This window comes from Paenibacillus sp. FSL R5-0345 (genome assembly GCF_000758585.1).
In the GTDB taxonomy this organism is placed as follows: domain Bacteria; phylum Bacillota; class Bacilli; order Paenibacillales; family Paenibacillaceae; genus Paenibacillus_AQ.
Map to the genome: position 1 here is coordinate 963,668 of NZ_CP009281.1, position 21,453 is coordinate 985,120.

The 21,453-nt window shown below is 43.8% G+C and carries 16 protein-coding genes and 1 riboswitch; of the genes, 12 read left to right on the top strand and 4 right to left on the bottom strand.

Annotated elements, in window-relative coordinates:
- Positions 1 to 21: 21 nt before the first annotated feature.
- The 5 genes from R50345_RS04235 (at position 22) to R50345_RS04255 (ending at position 9,985) form a co-directional block, all read left to right on the top strand.
- On the top strand, positions 22 to 663 hold the full coding sequence (locus tag R50345_RS04235) for a hypothetical protein (RefSeq protein WP_042124365.1): 642 nt from the start codon (positions 22 to 24) through the stop codon (positions 661 to 663).
- Between the two features lie 86 nt (positions 664 to 749).
- A complete protein-coding gene (locus tag R50345_RS04240; protein ID WP_042124368.1) occupies positions 750 to 2,012 on the top strand; it encodes a TRAFAC clade GTPase domain-containing protein in 1,263 nt (420 codons plus the stop codon).
- Positions 2,009 to 4,993 carry a GAP1-N2 domain-containing protein gene (locus R50345_RS04245; protein ID WP_052414459.1) on the top strand — a complete coding sequence of 995 codons (2,985 nt, stop codon included), beginning with the start codon at positions 2,009 to 2,011 and terminating at the stop codon, positions 4,991 to 4,993. The genes R50345_RS04240 and R50345_RS04245 overlap by 4 nt, the downstream gene beginning before the upstream one ends.
- 121 nt (positions 4,994 to 5,114) lie before the next feature.
- Positions 5,115 to 5,315: riboswitch (cobalamin riboswitch) on the top strand.
- Positions 5,316 to 5,491: 176 nt separating this feature from the next.
- Entirely contained in the window at positions 5,492 to 8,071 is a 2,580-nt protein-coding gene (locus tag R50345_RS04250; protein ID WP_042124370.1) for a DUF4430 domain-containing protein, read from the top strand.
- 207 nt (positions 8,072 to 8,278) lie between these two features.
- Entirely contained in the window at positions 8,279 to 9,985 is a 1,707-nt protein-coding gene (locus R50345_RS04255; protein WP_042124372.1) for a methyl-accepting chemotaxis protein, read from the top strand.
- Between the two features lie 74 nt (positions 9,986 to 10,059).
- Here the strand turns inward: R50345_RS04255 and qoxD are convergent, their stop codons facing one another.
- The 4 genes from qoxD to qoxA are packed head-to-tail and all read right to left on the bottom strand — an operon-like array spanning position 10,060 to position 13,925.
- Positions 10,060 to 10,350 (bottom strand): cytochrome aa3 quinol oxidase subunit IV, encoded by a 291-nt coding sequence (qoxD, locus tag R50345_RS04260; protein ID WP_036680878.1) that lies wholly within the window; start codon positions 10,348 to 10,350, stop codon positions 10,060 to 10,062.
- 4 nt (positions 10,351 to 10,354) lie between these two features.
- Positions 10,355 to 10,951 carry a cytochrome aa3 quinol oxidase subunit III gene (gene qoxC / locus R50345_RS04265; RefSeq protein ID WP_042124373.1) on the bottom strand — a complete coding sequence of 199 codons (597 nt, stop codon included), beginning with the start codon at positions 10,949 to 10,951 and terminating at the stop codon, positions 10,355 to 10,357.
- The gene (qoxB, locus tag R50345_RS04270; protein WP_042124376.1) at positions 10,948 to 12,891 is read right to left on the bottom strand and encodes a cytochrome aa3 quinol oxidase subunit I; all 1,944 of its coding nucleotides are present in this window, start codon (positions 12,889 to 12,891) and stop codon (positions 10,948 to 10,950) included. Before qoxB ends, qoxC begins: the two co-directional genes overlap by 4 nt.
- A gap of 38 nt (positions 12,892 to 12,929) precedes the next feature.
- Positions 12,930 to 13,925, bottom strand: a complete 996-nt coding sequence (gene qoxA / locus R50345_RS04275) for a cytochrome aa3 quinol oxidase subunit II (RefSeq protein WP_042124378.1) — start codon at positions 13,923 to 13,925, stop codon at positions 12,930 to 12,932.
- Positions 13,926 to 14,408: 483 nt separating this feature from the next.
- Here qoxA and R50345_RS04280 point away from each other — a divergent pair, with 483 nt between their 5' ends.
- The 7 genes from R50345_RS04280 to R50345_RS04310 all read left to right on the top strand — a co-directional run bounded on the left by R50345_RS04280 (position 14,409) and on the right by R50345_RS04310 (position 21,404).
- Positions 14,409 to 15,518, top strand: a complete 1,110-nt coding sequence (locus R50345_RS04280; RefSeq protein ID WP_042124380.1) for a polysaccharide deacetylase family protein — start codon at positions 14,409 to 14,411, stop codon at positions 15,516 to 15,518.
- A 210-nt stretch (positions 15,519 to 15,728) separates the two neighbouring features.
- Positions 15,729 to 16,499 carry an amino acid ABC transporter substrate-binding protein gene (locus tag R50345_RS04285; RefSeq protein ID WP_042124381.1) on the top strand — a complete coding sequence of 257 codons (771 nt, stop codon included), beginning with the start codon at positions 15,729 to 15,731 and terminating at the stop codon, positions 16,497 to 16,499.
- A 29-nt stretch (positions 16,500 to 16,528) separates the two neighbouring features.
- The gene (locus R50345_RS04290; protein WP_042124383.1) at positions 16,529 to 17,188 is read left to right on the top strand and encodes an amino acid ABC transporter permease; all 660 of its coding nucleotides are present in this window, start codon (positions 16,529 to 16,531) and stop codon (positions 17,186 to 17,188) included.
- A 15-nt stretch (positions 17,189 to 17,203) separates the two neighbouring features.
- Positions 17,204 to 17,956 (top strand): amino acid ABC transporter ATP-binding protein, encoded by a 753-nt coding sequence (locus R50345_RS04295; protein ID WP_042124385.1) that lies wholly within the window; start codon positions 17,204 to 17,206, stop codon positions 17,954 to 17,956.
- Between the two features lie 167 nt (positions 17,957 to 18,123).
- Positions 18,124 to 18,513, top strand: a complete 390-nt coding sequence (locus R50345_RS04300; protein WP_042124387.1) for a GntR family transcriptional regulator — start codon at positions 18,124 to 18,126, stop codon at positions 18,511 to 18,513.
- On the top strand, positions 18,506 to 19,408 hold the full coding sequence (locus tag R50345_RS04305) for an ABC transporter ATP-binding protein (RefSeq protein WP_042124389.1): 903 nt from the start codon (positions 18,506 to 18,508) through the stop codon (positions 19,406 to 19,408). The genes R50345_RS04300 and R50345_RS04305 overlap by 8 nt, the downstream gene beginning before the upstream one ends.
- Positions 19,383 to 21,404, top strand: coding sequence for a hypothetical protein (locus tag R50345_RS04310; protein ID WP_042124390.1), 2,022 nt, complete (start codon positions 19,383 to 19,385; stop codon positions 21,402 to 21,404). Before R50345_RS04305 ends, R50345_RS04310 begins: the two co-directional genes overlap by 26 nt.
- The last annotated feature ends 49 nt before the right edge of the window (positions 21,405 to 21,453 follow it).

The following is a 21,453-nucleotide window of genomic DNA, read 5'->3' on the forward strand; positions in this document are numbered from 1 at the left end:
AGTTGAAAGGGGCTTACAGTAATGAGGTACGCCGAGGATAATGTTTCCGCTCTGGTAATAACGGATGTGACATCTCAAGTGGATGACCGGTTCTGTGCGCTGAGATGGCGCTGGCCGGACGGCGTGCAGGCAGTGTACATCCACAAGACCTCCGCAGAAGAGGCTTCCATGGGAACAGGAGATATTCCGCCGGTCGGAATGAAGCTCTATACTCGTGAGGAATACAAGTCTAACAATGGATACCGTGACCGATTGGATGAGATCGGCCTAGTCTCCTATACCATATTTGCTCGCCTTGCTGAGAACGGAGAGACACTGCTGGTGAGGCAAAGTGACGGTGCGAACCGTGTGGTGGTCAGTGCAGGCAAAGCCAGAATTTATTATTCCATTCAACAAAAAAGAGGATTATTCGGAAAACAAAAGACCGTACATATGGCAATTACGGCAGAAGTTCCAGTAGCCCGGGATGTCCTCTGTTATGTTAAGAAACGGGGAGGACATCCCGCAGGGAAAGAGGATGGTATTCTCTTTCCCTTTGTGCAAGATTTCGCCCCTGGACGAAACGTACTCCCGCCGATCGAGATCGGTAAGGATGATTTTGTACGCATCTTTTTCACCGATGGTCCTAAGTATGGGCTTTATTACGAGTTGGTGCCGGAGTAAGATATCAGTCTACGCGTACAAGCGAATGTTGGACATTGCCTGTCCGTAGCAAGATACGCAGATACAACTTTTGGGAGGATGAGTAGATGTCTTTTTTTAGCCGTTTTATGAAAAAGAATCAGCCGGAGCCAAGGCCGCTTTTTTACGATATAGTGTGTCCTTATTGCTTCACCAAGTTCTCTCCGGAGGATGTGGTCTTTCGGGCTATGCATAGCCGAGAGGACGATGAGAATTACGCGCTGGGCGAGGATGACGCCTTAAATAAATACCGTGAGCGCTTTGGGCTCGATACGGTGGATGACATAGAAGCGATCATTAATCCGGCGGATATTCCGGAAGAATACCATCATTATACCGATCATGTGTTAACAGGGCTTACGGATCGCTATGGAGTGCTCACACGCAGACGGCTTTGTCCATCCTGTCATAACGAGCTGCCTGTGACTGCAGGTAAAGTTCCTAGTAACATTATCTCGATTATCGGTGCTTCCCAAGTCGGGAAGTCGGTGTATATGACCGCGCTGATTCATACCTTGCAGCATACGACAGCAGGTCATTTTGATGCCGCTTGTATGCCGCTTAATGCAGAGATTAGCCGCAAGTTCCGTACGCTATATGAAGAACCGCTTTTTGAGCGTGGGGATCTGCTTGCTTCTACACAAAAGGAAAAAATGCAAGAGCCGTTTATTTTTCAATTCGTCTTTAAGGATGAAGAGAAGCCGCCGCTGACACTCGTGTTCTTCGATGTAGCAGGTGAGGGTATGGTGGATCAGGATTATCTGGGACTACATGGTCAGCATATCAAGAACTCTGCCGGTATTCTGTTTATGGTCGATCCGCTGCAAATCCGTTCGATCCGTGAGAAGATTCATATTAATATCGGCGATCGTCCGGGAGAATGGGTCTCGCAATATGACGAGCCGCGTGACGTTGTGCTGACAATGTTCGGTGATTTTATCGCCTATCAGGAAAAGAGCAAAACAGACATTCCAACAGCAGTCGTTCTTGCAAAAAGTGATATGCTGCATTCGCTGAAGGATGAGGATGGCGATTACATCAAGTCTAACAGTAATGTATTCAATAACTATGTTCATCGCAAAACATTGAATATGGATGAGTTCCATAATATCGACGGAGAGATTCGCAGATTTATTGGTAAAGTGGACAGACCTTTTAAAGATACGATGGATGTTTACTTCTCAAATACGGGCTATTTTGCGGTATCTGCTCTGGGCAGTAATCCTGTAAATCAGAAGATTGAGGGTGTGGTAAGCCCGATTCGTGTAGACGAGCCATTTATTTGGCTGCTGCATAAGCTGAAGTATATTGAGGGGAGCGACGGCCCGTGAATGCATTCTCAGGGTCTAAGATCGCCCAACAGATGTACACCCGCGAACGCCGCGGATTGTTTCGTTCCACAGAAGGCTTTGATACGGTCGCGAAGTCGGACAGTCTAGACAATAATTTTATCAAAAAAACACTGCATCCCTTCTGCCTCTATGATGCTCCGGCTGAGCTGGCTGCGCGCGGAGAGAAGGATGAGTCTGTATATCCTAGTGCGCTGCACCTGTTCCATGCAGAGAATGGCGACACAGTCATTGGGATGAGTCGTTATCAAGCAACGGATTTTACGGGCCAACGCAGCGCTTTTTTCGCACATAACTTTGTAGTTCCTGCCTCACGATCAGAAGAGATTGTTCAGAACTACGGAGATTGGCTACATGCTGATTTCGCAAGAAGCTATGACGGAGAGCTAGGCGGAACCTTGCCGGAGCTGTCTGATATTCCAGTTATACGTACGGATCGTCGCCCTGATCCTATAGCGGGCTTACGCTTGTTAGGAATTAATGAAGGAATATTTAAGGCATTGCTGCAAGCGGTGATGCTCTCTGTGGCAGGTAAGAAAAAAATCTATATTGCCCTTAATGTATCTATCACGGAGTTGTCCGCACGTGCGGTGGAGCTTACAGAGATTTTATATAGCGTGCTGCCGTATGAATTCCGCCGTAGATTAGGCGTGATTACGTATGCCAATGAACCGCAAAGCCGTAAATATATTCATCTTAGCTTTGTGGAAAAAGGTTCGCTTCGTCCCGGTGATCGCAACATCGAGAAGGATTTTACATTTGATTTGGTTTCAGGTCGGATGGGGAATGTGGATTTTGGAGAGTCTCGTCAGCCGTATGCTGATTTGGTTTGGAAGCTGTTACTTCTAAATCCAGGGGATCTTGACGATTTCGTAAGTTTTGCTGATCAGATCCTGCGTGGAGAAAGCCCTGAGCATAAGCTATCGCTCGCTTTTTATAATGAGTTAGCTGTATTTTATGAGATTGAGCAGGGGAATGAGCATTTATATACAGAGAATAAGAGCGCGGTGCTAAGCGGATTGCTCTCTTACCTTAAGGCGGAGGGTGCTATTCATTCCAGAATCCGACTGAACGATATTTTCTTGGAGCGGTTCGACCGAGAATTTGATTTAGTCCGGCAAAGGAATGTTCCAGAGCCTGCTATTATGGAGTGCTTTAAAGATTATTTTATGCTCAAGGATCATAATTACAAAGTCAGAATCGTTGATTATTTCATTAATGGAATGCTTCATAGCGTGGAAGCGGGACGCAAAGATGTTCTTAATGCAGCTTACGGGATCATTGAAAATAATGATGAGCTAAGTGCTGCGTTTTTTCAACGGGTAATGTCTGAATCGTACTTCCGCAAGCAGTTATTAGAGCCTTATATGGAGTCAAGACTAATTGCTGCATCTAAATCTGTGGACATTCTGAATTTTGTACTCCATTGGGGCCGTTTTCTGCCGGCTGCGTTAGAGCAACCTTTTGCTCAGGATGCAGTAAGGGATTACTTGCTAGAAAAGCTACAACTGGAGACGGATCCAGTTGCTGCGGTGGCGGAAATTCATAGCGCTGTAGATAAAGCGGAGAAAGATCGACGTAGAGGGACAGGCGTATCTCCTAAAGTACTCTCGCTCATGCAGGATCTTGCAGCATCTGCAGACAGATTCTTGCTGAATCGACTATCTCTTACTGAAATGACGCAGGAGGACTTATTAGAGGTTGTTTTCTTACGTTATGGCAATGTCGTGGATTGGCAGCCGCCACTAGATAGAATTAGCAAGCAGAAAGAAAATGCACTCCGCGCTGCTTATCGCTGGTTTGGTGAAGAGAAGCCGAATGAAGAGATATTTGCAGGCTTGTCTCCGAAGGAGCTGGATGATGTACAGCTGCTCGGTCGCCGTTTACTAAAGGAAGCTCGGGTGTTAGAACCGTTTGAACGTCTTCCACTAGCTTTCTACTACACGAGTCAACGCGAGGGTGGTCCGCTGGATTATGACGCATTGCTGGAGTTAGTTAAGCATAAAGCTGGTAACGACAAGGATGTGATCTATCGATTCTTTGCATGGTCTCAAGGAAATTCTTTATTTACGATATCGAATAAAAAACTTCACCCGGGATACCGCCGGGCGATTCTGAAGTATTTCCAGAGCAGTGACCGCGAGGCATTCAAGAATCGTGAATTTCGTAAAAGCTATGTCGCTACAGCTCGGCCTGCTCTACAAAATGTCTACAATGAGGCTCGCTCCCAGCTGGCTTCCCCGCTGGCGCGCTGGATCAGCCGCAGCCGATTTCGACTCCTGATCTCCGGTTCCATCACAGGCATTCTGGTGATTATCGCAATTATCGTGTTCAGTATGCTGCGTCCGGAAGATCGGAAGACGGCCCTGCCTGGGACAACCCCTGCACCGACACCTGTTCAGAGTGCAGGCAGTATGCTTCCTCCGGCTTCCGTATACCTGAAGGATCTAGGTACCGAAGGAGATAAAGGAAGCAGTGTATTGGTGTTCACGTTTGCCAACGCGGATGATTGTGTGCAATTTAATCCGACGGAGATTAGTTTAATGACTTCATCCGATGTAGTGGATAAGAGCTTTAAGGTTGCTGCTAGCACTGGGACTTGTTCAGTGCCGTCAACGGATGGAGACTTATCTGGCGATACGAACGCCGCTGATACGACTGCGGGGACGGCGGAAGGCGTAGATGCTACTAATACTGCAGACGAGGCCTCTCCATCTCCTACACCTTCCTCTGATGCAGAGGGCAGCACAGTTGTGCCGTCCGCGACAGCTATTACAGAAGGTGAGCAACCTTCCTATCAGGTGGAGGTTACTATGGAGCCGGGTGCGACAATCGTCGAGCATAGCATGATCAAGGCTGGTAGATTTACGTTGATCGTAGATCCCGCTCCAAAGGATACAACGGGTGTTAACTCAAGTGCTGAACCTTCAGCGACTGCAAGTCCGGAAGGAACAGCCGAATAAAGTAATTTCTGATCAGCAGGACGATACCGAAAGGTTTGGTTCTGCTGTTCTTTTTTTGTTGCTCATACAAAGCTTTTCTATAGACATGCTGTGTATTAATAGATATGATTATGAAAATAAGATAATACATATTGGAAAAGGTGCAGACTCCCCTAAATCAGAGTCTGCTTAAAAGGGAAGTCCGGTGTAAAATTCCGGCGCGGTCCCGCCACTGTAAATGCGGAGCGTCTCTTCTATGAACCACTGTCAGCAGTTAGGACGGGAAGGTGAAGAGCGGCAATGAAGCATTAGCCAGGAGACCTGCCTTTTTCGTGAGCGTTTCTATTCTTCGTGGGGTAAGAATGTGGAACATATACAGATAGACTGTGTGGTCGTAGAGGTTCACGCGCCCCAGCCTCGATTTGTTATCTTCCCGGGCCGCCCTTCATAGGGGCGGTCTTTATGTTGTGCGCTCTTATTTTGTGTAGTATCCATTCCTTTAAAGAAAGAGGCTGAACAATGAAGAAAATATTCTCCTCCAGGTTTTTTGTACTTGGACTGGCCGTATTCATGGTCATATCGATTCTTGGAACATCTCTTGCTCCGGCAGGAACCATCTTTGCGGAGGCGGGCGTTAGCTCCGGGCAGGAAGCATCTGGCGATTCTGCTGCTAATGTAGAACGGATTAATGTTGCGGATGCGACCTATACGGCTGCGGAATTTATTTTAAAGGGTGGCGTGCAGTCGGATTGGCAAGCGATTGGACTGGCTCAAGCGGGATACAAGCTGCCAGTAAGTTATCGAGCAGCTCTTGAGAAAAAGGTGAAAGATGCAGAGGGGAATTTCGCGAGCGTAACGGATTACGCGAGAATCGTACTCGCAGTAAGAGCAATAGGAGCCGATCCTACCAGCTTTGCTGGAAGCGGAACAAGTCCTGGCTATAACTTAATAGAGAAGATCTATAATCATGACAAAATCAGTGGACAGACGCTTAATAATCCGGTTTATGCTTTGCTCGCACTGGACTCAGGGAAATATAATATTCCTAAAGATGCTAAATGGACAACGGATAAGCTTCTTGCTGAGATTCTTTCCAAGCAAAATCAAGACGGTGGCTTTGCCTTAACTACAGGCGCCAGTGAGCCCGATATGACAGCAATAGCTTTGACCGCTCTATCGGCACATAAGAGTAATCCGGAAGCTTACACAGCAGGACTACAAGCCGTATCTTGGTTATCCAAAGCTCAGGATAGCCATGGAGGTTACGGAGATAGTGCTGAAAGTGCAGCACAAGCTATTCTAGGTCTCACATCCTTTGGTGTAGATCCAAGTGGGTTAGAATATACCAAGAATAAAGTGAGTTTGATCGGTAATCTACTGAGCTACCGTCTCGCTGACGGCAGCTTCGCTCATAGCCGTGGCGGAAGCAGCAATATTCTGGCTACAGAACAGGGCCTTCAGGCGCTTGTAGCTTACAATCTACTCCATAAAGGCAGCAACAGTAAACTGTACGATTTTTCTAAGTCATCCGTTCAGAATGCACTTATCTATGCACCGATTACTGTAGAGGGTCCTGAGAGTACTTTAGCACAGGGATATGGATATGCTGGCAACGTATTAGGTGCACTAGAAAAGCTGGCTCTTCAGACGAAATTGCCAATCACGAATCCTTCCGGTGCTTATGTCACTGGAATTGGAAGTATTCTGGCTGGAACCTATGGCGGTTACGATGGTTGGATGTATGTTGTATCCCGTAATGGTCAATGGATTAATCCAGATGTTGGAATGAACGATTTTGTGCTTAAAGATTCAGATCAGGTTCTGGTCTATTATGCCGGAGATGATACTAAACTTGTTGATTCGGTAACGGTGTCCAAGCCAAGCCTCAAAGAGGGCGATTCTTTTACTGTAATAGTGACTAGTAAGACATGGAAATGGGACGCTGTAACGAATACGTCCTCTCCGGTAATCGCCAAAGCTTCTGGCGTTCAGGTCCAAATTGGAAATCGCATCGTAACAACGAACGCAAAAGGTGAAGCGTTATTCTCAGGGAATGTTCCAGCAGGTGACTACAAGCTGACTGTAACAGGCTATCGTGAAGGAAAAGCACCATCGATTGCTAAATATACTCAAGATCTAAAGGTGATTCCAAAGAATGTAACGGCTTCACTTACCGTTGAAGGTCCGCAAGGGCTGATCGGTGAGGGGACTTTAAAGGCTTCCAATGCGCTTGAAGCACTGCAGCAATTGGGGGCGTCTAAGGATTTTAAAGTAGATATCACGAAATCGTCGTATGGTAATTTTGTATCTGGCATTCATGGCATTACGCAAGGTCTTTATGACGGTTGGTGGAGCTTCGTTGTATGGCGCAGCGGAGAATGGATCTATCCTAGTGTGGGCATGGACAGCTTTGAATTACAGGAATCCGACCGTGTTCTTGTCTATTATGCCGGAGAAACCACACAGGTTGTTGATACTGCTGTTGTATCTCCTGCACAGCCGAAGCCGGGTGAAGCTTTCACAGTAACAGTTTCTCAGAAAAAATGGGTGTGGAATAAGGATACCTTTACTTCCGATCCAGTGACTTCTCCAGCCGCTGGCGTGCAGGTCTTGATCGGTGATCAGAAGGCGACCACAAATGCCAAGGGTGTAGCTGCATTTGACCAAGGTCTACCAGAGAATACCTATACGATCATTGTTACCGGATATGCTAAAAATAGTGTGCCTAGTGTGGCTCGTTATACTCAGTCACTAAACATGGCTTCAGGTGTTGTTACTCCCGCTAAAGCTACGGCCACCCTGTCAGTCATTGGGGATAGCAAGAAGGGAACGATCCTTAACAATACTACAGTAGCTCTAAAAGAAGGTGAGACAGCTTATAGCTTACTGATCAGTCAATTAGGGGATAAGGTAGTATCATCCGGAAACGCTGGTAGTAAATACGTGAAATCTATAGATGGTTTGGCCGAATTTGATGGCGGACCTAGCAGTGGATGGAAGTACAAGACAAATAGAGATGCTGATCCAAGTATAAGTGCAGACAGCTACATTTTAGAGAACGGTGATACGGTATATTGGTACTATTCATCGGGTGAATAAGCGTTTGATTAATCGTAAGACGGGCACTGCGATTCGGAGTATTAGCGGATCGAGTGTCCGTTTTTATTTTCGTTCGTTGCAATATTTGACAACAGACACTTTTTTTCGACAATTTCATTCATAATTTTATTTAAAATCATCAAACAATTCACTTCTTTAACCGATAAAAATAGATAGTGAGTTAGATTATGTGAAGGCGGAATGTAGATGAAGAATATGAAAGTGAAGTTCAAGATTGGGATTCTTTTAGTATTTTCTGTAGTCATGTTGAACATCGTGGGGGTAACTGGCTTTACCACCATGGACAAAATGACCCAAAAAACAAAAGAGACGTACAATGAAAACTTGTTGCCAATTTCTTACGTGGGGCAAATGCGTACAAATAATCGGGCCATTGAAGCCTTTCTTTTGGAGCGTTTGATTAGCGTTGATGCAAACAAGAACAAAGACTTGTTAGAGAGCATTAAGGGAAAAGTTCAGGAAAATAATGATCTATTGAACAAGCTGAAGACCGTCCAGTACAATGATAGTGCCATTTTGAGCAAAATAAAGGAATATGAGTCCTCCCTAACAGACTATCGTGCACAAAGGGACAGTATTATTCAGATTGCCGATAGCAAAGGTAGAGAAGAGGCCTTTCAAGTATTCACGGGGGATTTTAGTATTTCTCGTGAGAAAATGATCAATATGCTTAAAGGAATAAGCGATTCGTTGCTAAAGGGAGCTGGAGAATATAACTTAGAGTCCACTGCTTCCTCTGAAAGAATGAAGACTAAAAGTATAGTATTGATATCGTTCTCTTGGATTATTTGTATCGTGCTTAGTGTTGCAATCATTCGACTGATTACGAAACCTCTTAAGGAACTGCAAGGTTTGATGAAGCGGGCGGAAAATGGAGATTTAACCGTCATAGCAACGTATACCGCTAAGGATGAAATCGGCCAAATTAATAGCTCATTTAACAATATGCTGGAGAGCTTACGAAAGATGATGCAAGGTATCGCGGAGAGTGCAGAGCTGTTATCAGCCTCATCGCAAGAGATGAGCGCTAGTGCTGAGCAGACCTCGCTGGCTTCGCAAATGATCGCCGAATCTTCAGGTGAGATTGCAGCGGGCTTTGATGAACAGACGGAAAGCATTAATCGTACCTCTCAATCTATACAAGCTATGACCAATAATATTTCGGCCGTAGAAAGTAGCAGTTTTGAAATGTCCGACCTTATGGGAGTTGCTTCTGGTTCAACAGATCGAGGGGTAATCGCCGTAGATAACATTATTGAACAGATGAAGGAAATCGACTCCAGCGTAACTCAGAGCCAAGAGATTATTAGTAACCTTGGGGAGCTGTCACAGGATATAAATACAATAATTACTACGATTAACGGAATTGCAACACAGACAAACTTGCTGGCGCTTAATGCTTCAATCGAGGCAGCGAGAGCTGGAGAACATGGACGTGGCTTTGCTGTAGTTGCTGGAGAAATTCGGGGGCTTGCAGAAGCGACGCGAAACAGTTCACTGAAAGTAACAGATATTATTACGCATATTCAAAAGCAAACTGAAAAAGCAGTAGAATCAATGGCTTCAGGCTCTGAACTAGTCTCTAACGGCGTAGTTCAAAGTCAGTTCGTATCTCAAGCGTTTCATGAGATTCAAAGTTCCATTAAAGAGGCTACGCTGCAGACGGAAGAGATTAGAGAGGCGGTTGCACATGTCTCCTTAGAGTCACAAGGTGTAGCGGCAGCAATGGAACAGGTCAATGCTATATCCAATAGAGGGGCAGTGGGTGTTCAGGACACCAGTGCAGCTAGTCAGCAGCAACTGTCTGCTATGGAGGAAATGTCCGCATCAGCTCAGTATTTAGCGGTGCTGGCGGAAGATCTGCAGAAGACTTTAGCGCGATTTAGATTATAACGCGAAATGAAAAAAAGGACGTCCCAGAGCCATTTAGGCTTTGGAGACGTCCTTTTGTGTGTTATTGAATGGAATTAAGCATACCAGCCCCATACGAAGATGAAGAGCGTACCAAAGATCGTAACTAAGCCAACGAATAAGGCATAGGCGATATTGATATAAAGTTCTTTCTTGGTATCCGCTGATTCTCCAATATGCATGAACAGGAAGAGCTGCAGGGAAGCCTGAATGAGGGCTGTAACAAGCAGGATAGCCATGTTTGCAGTATTGGATAGATCCAGATAGATTACGGCAAGTGCAGCCACAGAAAGGACAAGAGAGGCTAAGAAACCCATCACATGGCGAATTGGAAACAGTTGCTTCATCATGCTACATCAGTCCTTTCAGATAGACGAAGCTGAAAATAAAGATCCAGACAACGTCCAAGAAATGCCAGTACAGCGAGAAGATAAAGGATTTATTGGCCGTAGCCGGATTAATACCTTGACGCTTCAACTGGATTAGAATAGCCGCACCCCACAGGAACCCGAACGATACGTGAGCTCCGTGTGTTCCCAGCAGTACAAAGAGACTGGATAGGAAACCACTGGTTTGAAGTGTAGCCCCTTCGTGAACATAAGTGACAAACTCCGTGATTTCAATACCAAGGAAGCCGAGACCCATTAACAGGGTTAGTCCGAAGAAGACCATCATGGCTTTTTGGTAGCCATGTCGCATGGCATGTACAGCAAGACCGATTGTAAACGAGCTTGTCAAGAGCAGCAATGTTTCGATCATCACTGGACCAATCTCAAAGAGGTCCGGCCCGCTAGGGCCGCTAGCAAAGCGGTCTACCATTACAAAGTAAACAGTGAACAACGTAGCGAACAGTGCAATCTCTGCTCCTAGAAAGACCCAGAAGCCAAAGATTTTATTACTATTCTCCTCTGTTGAGTACTCAAGCGGCTTAGACGCATCTATTTTCATACTGTCTCACCCCGCAATTTCTTTTCAGTAGCAATAACTTCTTCTGCTGGGATGTAGAATCCGTGATCCCGATCAAAGGACATAGCAGCTAGAACGATGAGGATACCAACTCCGGAGATAATGGCTGGAATCCAGAGACTGAATACCAGAGAGAATCCTGCAACGAAGAAGATAACACCCAGAATAAATGGTTTTCCTGTATTGCTTGGCATATGAATCTTAGTAATCTTGTCTTCGTATAGAGGTACTTTATCTTGTTTAGAGAACCAGTAGGCATCGCGTGTTTTTACGGTTGGAACCACTGCGAAGTTGTAAGCTGGAATCGGACTTTTCGTTGCCCACTCCAGTGTACGTGCATCCCATGGATCTCCATTTGTATCTCTTGGTTCATAACGTGTACTCCAGTAGATGTTATACACCAGAATTACAAATCCGACTGTAAGACCTATCGCCCCTATGAACGAGACCATACTGAGCGGACCAAATCCGGTATCCGCAGAATAAGTGTATTGTCGACGTGTCATTCCCTTAAGTCCGAGAAGGAACAGTGGGAAGAACGATACGTTAAAGGAAATAATAATCCACCAGAAGGCATGTTTACCAAGACGTTCGTTTAGACGGAAGCCGAATACTTTAGGGAACCAGTAGTGGAAACCTGCGATTACGGCGAATACAGCACCTGGAATGAGAACGTAGTGGAAATGCGCTACTAGGAACATTGTATTATGGTACTGATAATCGGCGCTGGCCATGGCCAGCATGACACCTGTTACCCCACCGATCGTAAAGATCGGGATAAAGGCGAGCGAATATAGCATCGGCGTCGTAAATGATATTCGCCCTTTTCGTAAGGTGAATAGCCAGTTAAATATTTTCACACCTGTTGGAACAGCAATGGCCATGGTAGTAATCGAGAAGAAGCTGTTAACCATAGCGCCTTGACCCATTGTATAGAAATGGTGAGCCCATACTAAGAAGGACAAGAGGGAGATGATCAACATACTAAAGACCATGGATGTATATCCATACAGGTTCTTTTTGGAGAAGGTGGCGATAATTTCACTATAAATACCGAAGGCAGGTAGTACAACGATATATACTTCTGGATGTCCCCATACCCAGAAAAGGTTGGCCCATAACATATCCATACCGCCGTTGGCCATCGTGAAGAATTGAGAGCCGAATAACCGGTCGAACATCATCAAAGCGAGCGCTACCGTAAGCACTGGGAATGCGAATACGATAATTACGTTCGTGATTAGTACGGACCATGTAAACATTGGCATTTTCATCAGCTTCATGCCAGGAGCACGCATCTTCAGAATCGTTACAATAAAGTTAACGCCTGTGATGAGTGTACCGATACCTGATATTTGCAGCGCGAGCGAGTAGTAGTTGTTACCCACCGTTGGACTGAACTCTATACTTGCCAGCGGGAAGTACGCAGACCAACCAGCATCTGGTGATCCCCCGATAACAAAAGAGATGTTAAGCAGCATTGCTCCGAAGAAGAAGAGCCAGAAGCTGACGGCGTTAAGACGTGGGAAGGCAACGTCTCTGGCACCGATTTGTAGCGGTACGATAACGTTCATCAGACCGATAATAAACGGCATGGCCATAAAGAGGATCATGATCAAGCCGTGTGTTGTAAATACCTCGTTGTAATGCTGTGCGTCAAGAAATTTCATGTCTGGGGCTGCGGTTTGTAGCTTCATCATAATAGCGTCAACGCCGCCGCGGAAAAGCATTAGTAGCGCAGCGAGGATATACATAACCCCGATACGTTTGTGGTCAACGGTAGTTAACCATTCGCGCCATAAATATCCCCATTTTTTAAAATAGGTTAGGCCGACGATAATCCCGATTGTAGCCAGAACAATACTTGCCATTGCCCCGTAAATCAGGGGTTCGCCGTGGACCTTAAATTTATCCCAATCCATTAGGAATCGCTCCTTTCAAGTTGCTCAATTAACATTGACTAATGTCCGTCATGTGTAGTGCTTTGTTCATCCAGTTCTGGATTAGGTTCACTGTTGAATTCCGTCTCGCTAGATGGTGCAGGAGTCGGGTGAATTTCTTTATTATCCTGGTGTTCCGTCGTTCCATTATCCATATCCATTTCGGTGCCATTATTACTCATATGGTCGCCATGATCTCCCGGAGGAGGGCTAAAGGATAAGTGAGTATTGGTGTACGTTTTACGTCCGACATATTCCATTTTCAAAAGATTTTTGAATTCATCTTCGGTCAATGGACCTGCTGTTTCTTTAACGTCTTTTACCCATTCCTGATAGTCCTTATCAGTCATCGCAAGGGCTTCAAACTCCATGTGGGCAAAACCCTTACCATTAAAGTTCGCATTTCTTCCGGTATAAGAACCTACAGTATCTGCTGAAAGATGCAGTGTTGTAAGCATGTCACTCATCGCATATTTCTGTCCTCCCAATTGTGGGATCCAGAGACTTGAGATCGTACCGAAAGAGTACAATCTGAACTCGACAGCACGGTGAACTGGAATGTTCACGTAGTTTACAGTTTCAATACCTTCCTCTGGATAGCTGAAGTGCCATTTCCAGTTGGAGGAGGAAGCATAGATTACAAGCGGTTTCTGATCTTTATAATCCGCTGCAACGTTTTCTACATCTACTGTCGTTTTGACAGTGACCACGGAGAGGAATGCCACGATAATAATCGGAATCGTAATCCAGATGGCCTCCAGCCATTTGTTTCCTTCCTCGTGAGGAGGAATATAATCTTCGTTACTTTTCTTAGCGCGGTATTTCAATAGTACGAAGACATATAAGATGTAGACAACTGCTAGAACACCGAGCATCACAACAATGGAGAGGATGATCGTGTCAGACAGAGTTCTCGCAGCCGGCCCCTTCGGATTCAGAACAGCGATTGAACTGCATCCTGGCAAGAGTAAAATTAGGCTGAGAAATAAAGCGTATAACGGTCCCTTTTTCTTCATGCTTAAGCTCCTTCCTTCAATACTTCTATTAATTAACCCTCATCATTACCTTCATATATAGTAAGAATTAATGAGAAAGAAAGCAAAAGACTTATTTTGCCATTTTAGCCACAATAGTCCTTAAAAATGGCGATCAAGTTAAATATGTGTGATCAATTTGTTACAAGTTCCTAATGATATGATAAAGATCACTGTAGCCACGGCGTTTGCTGGTTATTTAAATCCGTTCAAACTTTGTTCAATAATTTACTAAAGTTGCTAATTTGGACACATCTATTTTGCGCAAAAGGACTGGAATTTAACCATTTTTGTTGGTGTGTTAGGAATTAGTTAGAATACGTCATTTGCGAAAAATGTCGAAATATCTGTGAGTGTCAAAAAGGGTAACAAATTATTATGTATTAAGTTACAATCTCTCAAATTTCTTTCTATTAATCTATGGTAATGTTATAGATAAATATACGAGATGGGAGATTTTTTGAGATGTTTAAAAAGAAAGTGTGGCTATTATTTATAGTATTGTTCGTATGTACTGGTTTGGTACGAGAAATAGATTCAGTAGATGCTGCTGGTGCAGGATCCCTGAAATTAGGTGTAAATGATAAATTAACTGACATTGATGCAGTGTCGATAAAAGATACATATTTTGTTCCGTTACGTGATTTGTCTGTGGAACTGAATCTTCATCTAATCGCTCAGGGCGATGGCATTAATGTTAAGGGAAATAATGGATCTATTAAACTGCTGAATGATCACGCAACAGCTCTTCTTCCTAATGGAAAGACAATCGCCCTGAATACATTTATTAAAAATGGAAGAACTATGGTTCCGGTGAAAATGACAACTTATCTTGGATTCTCAATTTCGTTTAAACCAGCTCAATCTTTATTAAGAGTTCATAATTCCGGGGCTAAATTAGACGACGCTGCATTTGTGAATCAACATAAAAAAGCTTTGCAACAAAATGTAACTACAGGCACGAACGGTAAAGTTGTTTATCTTAGCTTTGATGATGGCCCATCCGCTACAACCTCTCAACTACTTGATATCTTAGCTAAGTATGATGCGAAAGCTACGTTCTTCATGCTAGGAAATAACATGAACGCACATGCGTCTCAAGTGAAACGATTAGTGAAGGAAGGACATGCACCTGGTTTACACGGTATGACACATGTGAAAGATAAATTTTATGCTTCTCCTGCTTCTGCGTTAAAAGAAATGAATGACGATAATGCCATTCTGAAGAAGATTACGGGTCAAAGTACAACATTGATTCGCACACCTTATGGTAGTAAACCTTATTTAACCAAATCTTATAGAGATAAGATACTAACACAAGGATATCATCTGTGGGATTGGAACGTTGACTCTGAGGATTGGAGATTTAAGAATGATAGTAACTCCATCTATAATACGGTTATGAGAGAGGTTCATAATCTGAAGAAGAGCAGCCCAGTGGTTCTAATGCATGATCAAAAGGCTACACTTAAAGTTCTTCCACGCATCCTAGAGACGCTGAAGAAAGAAGGCTATGCGTTTCATATTATTACTTCGGATATGGAACCTAACAACTTCTGGAATGATAAACGTTAATTCTGGATACTAAGATCAAATGATTCCTATCATTGAGGCGACAGATCTAATCTGTCGTCTCTTTTTGTTGTCTGAATCTTTGTAGATTTGACACATGTAGGCTTCTCTAATCTATCGACGTAGTTAATCTGTCGTGTTATCATGATACTCTGATAACGTATTAGCGAACTAAAGCACACGCAGTTGTGTCAACGATGGGGGATAAAAGAAATGAAGAAAAATGCATTGCTAATCTTATTTATGATCATGGTAATTGGAGCTTTATCAGGCTGCTCATCTTCTGGGAGTAAGGATGGAAAGCTGGTGATCGGGATTGATGATAAGTTCGCTCCGATGGGCTTTAGAGATGAGAACAATGAAATTGTTGGGTTTGATATCGACTACGCCAGAGCTGCAGCTGAAAAAATGGGTAAAGAAATTACTTTTCAGCCTATTGACTGGTCCGCTAAGGAGTCAGAACTGAATAGTGGTCGTATTGATATGATTTGGAATGGCTATACCATCACAGATGAACGCAAGGAAAAGGTATTATTCACGAAGCCTTATCTTGAGAATAGTCAGGTAGTAGTCGTATTAGCGGATTCCTCTATTTCAAAGCTTGAGGATTTGGCTGGTAAAGAGGTAGGGCTTCAAAGTCTATCCTCCGCTTCCGATGCTTTAAATGCTAATCCGATTAAAGACCAAATTGCTAATCTGTCGGAATTTCCGGATAACGTCCTAGCGCTCACTGACTTGAAGACTAAGCGTCTGGACGGTGTTGTGATTGATGAAGTTGTAGCTAGATATTATATGTCAAAAGAGCCGAATACCTTTAAGCTGCTAGATGAATCGCTTGCTCCTGAGCAGTACGGTATTGGAATAAAGAAAGGCAATGAAGCCCTGCTAGAAGAACTTCAAAAGGCTTTGGATGAAATGAACAACGATGGAACGGCTGAGAAGATCTCCACAAAGTGGTTTGGTGAAAATAAGGTATTGAAATAGAAGGTCAATATACAGAGTTTATTGGAGAAATGAAAATGGATTATATTATACAAATTTCCGGGCCGATGTTAGAAGGCGCGCGTACAACTGTTTTATTGTTCCTTATTGTTATTTTAGTGTCGATTCCGCTCGGGTTCCTAGTCACTTTGATGGCGAAGAGTGTGATCAAACCCTTGGCATGGATTGCACATACTTATATTTATGTCATGCGGGGAACCCCTCTTTTACTGCAATTGTTATTTTTTTGCTTTGGCTTACCACAGATTCCGGTGATTGGTCAGTATCTGGTTATGGATCGCTTCGTTGCTGCGAGTCTTGGATTTATTCTTAACTATGGAGCATATTTTGCAGAGATCTTCCGTGGGGGCATGCTCTCCATTGATAAAGGGCAGCATGAAGCAGCTAAGGTGCTAGGACTGAGTAAATGGCAAACGCTGCGTAAGGTAATTCTGGCACAAATGTTCAGAGTAGCTTTGCCAGCTGTGGCCAACGAATCAATTTCATTAGTAAAAGATACGGCACTACTGTATGCCGTTGCTGTACCTGAGCTACTGAACTATGCCAAAACAGCAGTAAATCGAGACTTTACAGTAACTCCCTTTGTAGTAGCGGGCGTGATTTACTTACTGATGACGCTAGTGCTTACTTTATTCTTCAAAGCACTGGAGAAACGTTTTAAATTTGAGTAGAAGGACTGTCCGAATATGAGTAGCATGATAGAAGTAAGGGATTTACAGAAATCCTTCGGCAATTTGGATGTATTGAAGAAGGTTAGTTTCAATATCGAGGCGGGTGAAGCTATTGCTGTTATCGGGCCTTCGGGTTCAGGTAAGAGTACGATGCTACGTAGTTTAGTACATCTAGAGGAAGTTACAGGCGGAAGCATCTCGATCCAAGGCAATCCGCTCGTTGAGAATGGGAAATACGCTAGTGGAGCAAATATTCGTGAGATCACGGCGTCCATGGGAATGGTGTTTCAGCACTTTAACTTATTTCCACACCTAACGGTGCGGGGCAACCTAGAGCTAGCTCCAAGGATGCTGAAGCGGGAGAGCGTGAAGAAGATTACGGCTAGAAGCAAGGACTTGCTCTCTAAGGTAGGTCTTGTTGAAAAAGCGGATGTGTATCCTGCTAATCTCTCCGGTGGACAGAAGCAGAGGGTTGCCATTGCGAGAGCGTTAATGTTGAATCCGGATATTTTATTATTTGATGAACCCACCTCCGCGCTTGATCCCGAGCTTACAGGCGAGGTGCTACGTGTTATCCGTCAGCTTGCTGAGGAGAAGATGACGATGATTGTTGTCACTCATGAGATGAACTTTGCTCGTGACGTAGCGGATCGTGTGATATTCATGGATAACGGTGAGATAACGGAGTCTGGAACACCGGAGCAGATTTTTGACAATCCGCAGCAGGAGCGAACCCGGGTTTTTCTGAGCCAAGAATCGAGGGTGTGAATACCTCAGCTGATAAATTGTCTATTTATGAGAAAAAATCCCCGCAGTGGCTATATAACCGCGGGGATTTTTTGCGTTGACATAAAGGACAAACTGTATTAATAATAGTAGTACAGTTAATACACGTCATAATGGGTTTATTGTAAGATAGTGGGAGGAGGAAGATTATGTTCGAATTGGATGTTCGCAGTCGCAAGCCGATTTATGAGCAGCTGACCGACAAGGTCAAGGAGATGATTTTACATGGTATTTTGCAGACTGATGAACAACTGCCCTCGGTAAGGACATTATCCCAACAGCTAACCGTGAATCCCAATACGATTCAGAAGGCTTATCGTGAATTGGAGCGTGAAGGGTATATCTATTCATTGCAGGGGAAAGGCAGTTTTGTAGCCCCAATGAAAAAAGAACAAAATGAGGCCAAAAAAGCTGAAGTCCGAGATGCGCTGCTCAGACTGATGGCAGAAGCTGTATACTTTGGATTCACCGCAGCTGAGATTAGTTCATTGTACAAACAAGTAGAGAAGCAGAGAGAAGGAGGGAAGAGCGATGATTGAGATTCGAGGAGTCAGCAAGTTATTTCAAGGCGAGAAGGCAGTCGACGATATCTCTTTAACAGTACATAAAGGAACCATTTATGGGCTGCTCGGGTCTAATGGCGCGGGTAAAACTACGCTGCTGAAGACCTTGGCGGGCATTTACTCTCCAGATAAAGGGACCGTGAAGGTGGATGGTGAAGTGGTGTTCGAACACCCGAAGTCTAAGCAACGGGTTATTTTTATGCCGGATTCTCCGTACTTTTTCCCGCAATCTACAATGCTGCAAATGGCAGCCTTCCATCGCTCGATCTATCCGAGTTGGAATCAGAAGCGTTTTGAAGATTTGGGAACTGTATTTCAGCTCGATAAGAAGCGTAAGCTTAGTCGTTTCTCCAAAGGAATGCAGCGGCAAGCGTCATTCTGGTTATGTTTAAGCTGTATGCCGGATGTGCTTATTATGGATGAACCGATTGACGGGTTAGATCCGGTCATGCGGCGTCAGATCAAAAATCTGCTGTTTCAGGAGGTAGCTGAACGCGAGCTGACAGTAATCATATCCTCGCATAACCTTCGTGAGATTGAGGACCTGTGCGATCATGTCGGAATTATGCACGGCGGGAAAATGCTGATTGAGAAGGATCTCGATGATCTTAAGGCGGATACACATAAGATTCAAGTGGCATTCCGAGATGAACGGCATGAAATTCCGTTAGCAGCGAAGCTGCAAATTCTGCATCAAGAGCGCCGGGGAAGTGTGAACCTATTCATTGTAAAAGGGGACCGTGAACGGATCAAAGCGGCTTTTCAGGTATACGAGCCATACGTATTCGATTTGCTTCCATTGACGTTAGAAGAGATCTTTATTTATGAAATGGGGGATGTCGGATATGACGCGCAGCCGTTACTACTTTAATAGCAGTGTTTTTCGTCAAAACTTCCGCCAGCACGGTTGGATAGGGATTATATATGCACTTGGCTTATTGTTCGCACTTCCATTGCAGCTCTTCATGAGCAACAATCCAAATGCAAAGCCGCAGGAAATTGATCATTTATTTCGAATCGCTGGTAGTGTGCAAGCATTGTTCATTATTACGATCCCTGTTGCGGCCGGACTATTCTTATTCAGATACCTTCAGGCGAAATCACCCTCAGATCTTTGGCATAGCTTGCCTTTACGCAGAGAGCATTTATTTACAGCTCATCTGACAAGTGGACTTACCTTACTGTTGCTACCGGTTTGGTTAACTGCTGGGGTGGTTGCGGTTGTTAAGTCATGGAGTGGTAATTTTTATATTTTTCAGGGCGCAGATATTTGGCAATGGTGTATCACAGTTAGTATTCTGACTTTGTTTCTCTTCTGCTTTAGTGTTTTTGTGGGAATATGCACAGGTCAATCTATTCTTCAGGGAATTATCATTTATATTTTGCTTATTCTGCCTGCTGTACTGATCTCATTAATCAATAGTCATTTAGCCATGTATCTTTATGGTTATGCGAATGCAAATGTAAACTTACGTGATTCTAGTTTGCAGATGTGGTCTCCGTTTGTTCATATTGTATATTATTATACCGGCAAACCATTCTCCAATACAGAATTATGGGTTTATGGTGTATTGTCACTTTTGTTTATTGGATTATCCTATCTTTTATACCGTAAACGTAATACGGAAAAAGCCGGTCAGGCTATCGCTTTTGGATATTTCAACCCGCTGTTTAAAGCAGGGGTTATGTTATGTGCCATGCTTATTTCCGGTAATTATTTTGCGCAAATGAAGCAACAGCAAATGGGCTGGGTGATTAGTGGATATGCCATTGGAGCCATTATTGGTTATATTGCTGCAGAAATGATTATTCGGAAAACTTGGCAGATTATGACGCGTAAAGTGGTAGCCGAGTTTGCAGTTTATGCAGTAATGTTAGGGCTGCTTGTGTATATCCCAGTATCAAGTGTTACCGGGTATGAAGCTAGAGTGCCTTCTAGTGATAAGATTAGCGGTGTTTATATGGGATCTAACTATCGGATGTATACCCCAACGGATGATTTATACACTACACCCTATATGGGGCAGGACCCATTTTCCAATAATAAAGATTATATAGAAGCTGTCCGTAAACTTCATCAAGCGGTAGTTGCAGTACGCCCAGAGCTTAACTCACAACAATACGTTTATGAATATTTTACTCTGGCCTATCAATTGGAGAACGGTGACAAGCTAGTGAGGGAATACTGGATCCCTAATAAGGGGTTTGAATCAGAGCTCAAGGCGGTTAAGGATACCGAAGCTTACAAGTATGAAAAGTATAATTTAGCTCTCTTAGACAAAGACCTGGATTATATGTGGGTTACTAACAGGAATAAAAAAGTAGCCATCTCTGATCCTCGGGAAATTTCAGAGCTAAAAGAGATTATCAAACGCGAAATTTCGAATATGTCCTACGAAGTACAGATAGATAAGGTCGGGAAACCTGATGTGGCTGGTATCCAAACAGAGGTAAAGGTAAAAGAGGAAAGTAATCAGCCATCTTCAAGTTATGGTTATTATTATCCGTGGAAGTCATCTTTTCATGAGTTAGAGAAATGGATGATTGATAAAGGATATGCGGATAAAATCCGGACAACCGCTGAAGATATACAATCGGCAGAGATAATAAAAGATGACTTTATGGATAAGCAAACACCTAAGAATCCTACCAGTCCTGAACAAAGAGTAGTGCTTGCACGTGAAAAGAATCGTACAGTTGTTACGAAGGATAAGACGCTATTAGGGGATATTTTAGATCAACGTTTCAATTATGGAGTAGAGAATGGCAACTATCTTGTGAAATTGCTATACAAGGAGGGTTATAGTGATTTCGTAATGTTAAAAGCATCGGAAATGACGTCCGAATTGAAGGCATTACTAAAATAAGGTAAGGGATAGTGGTAGGTAGAAGACTACAGAGAAAAGACTACTGGTT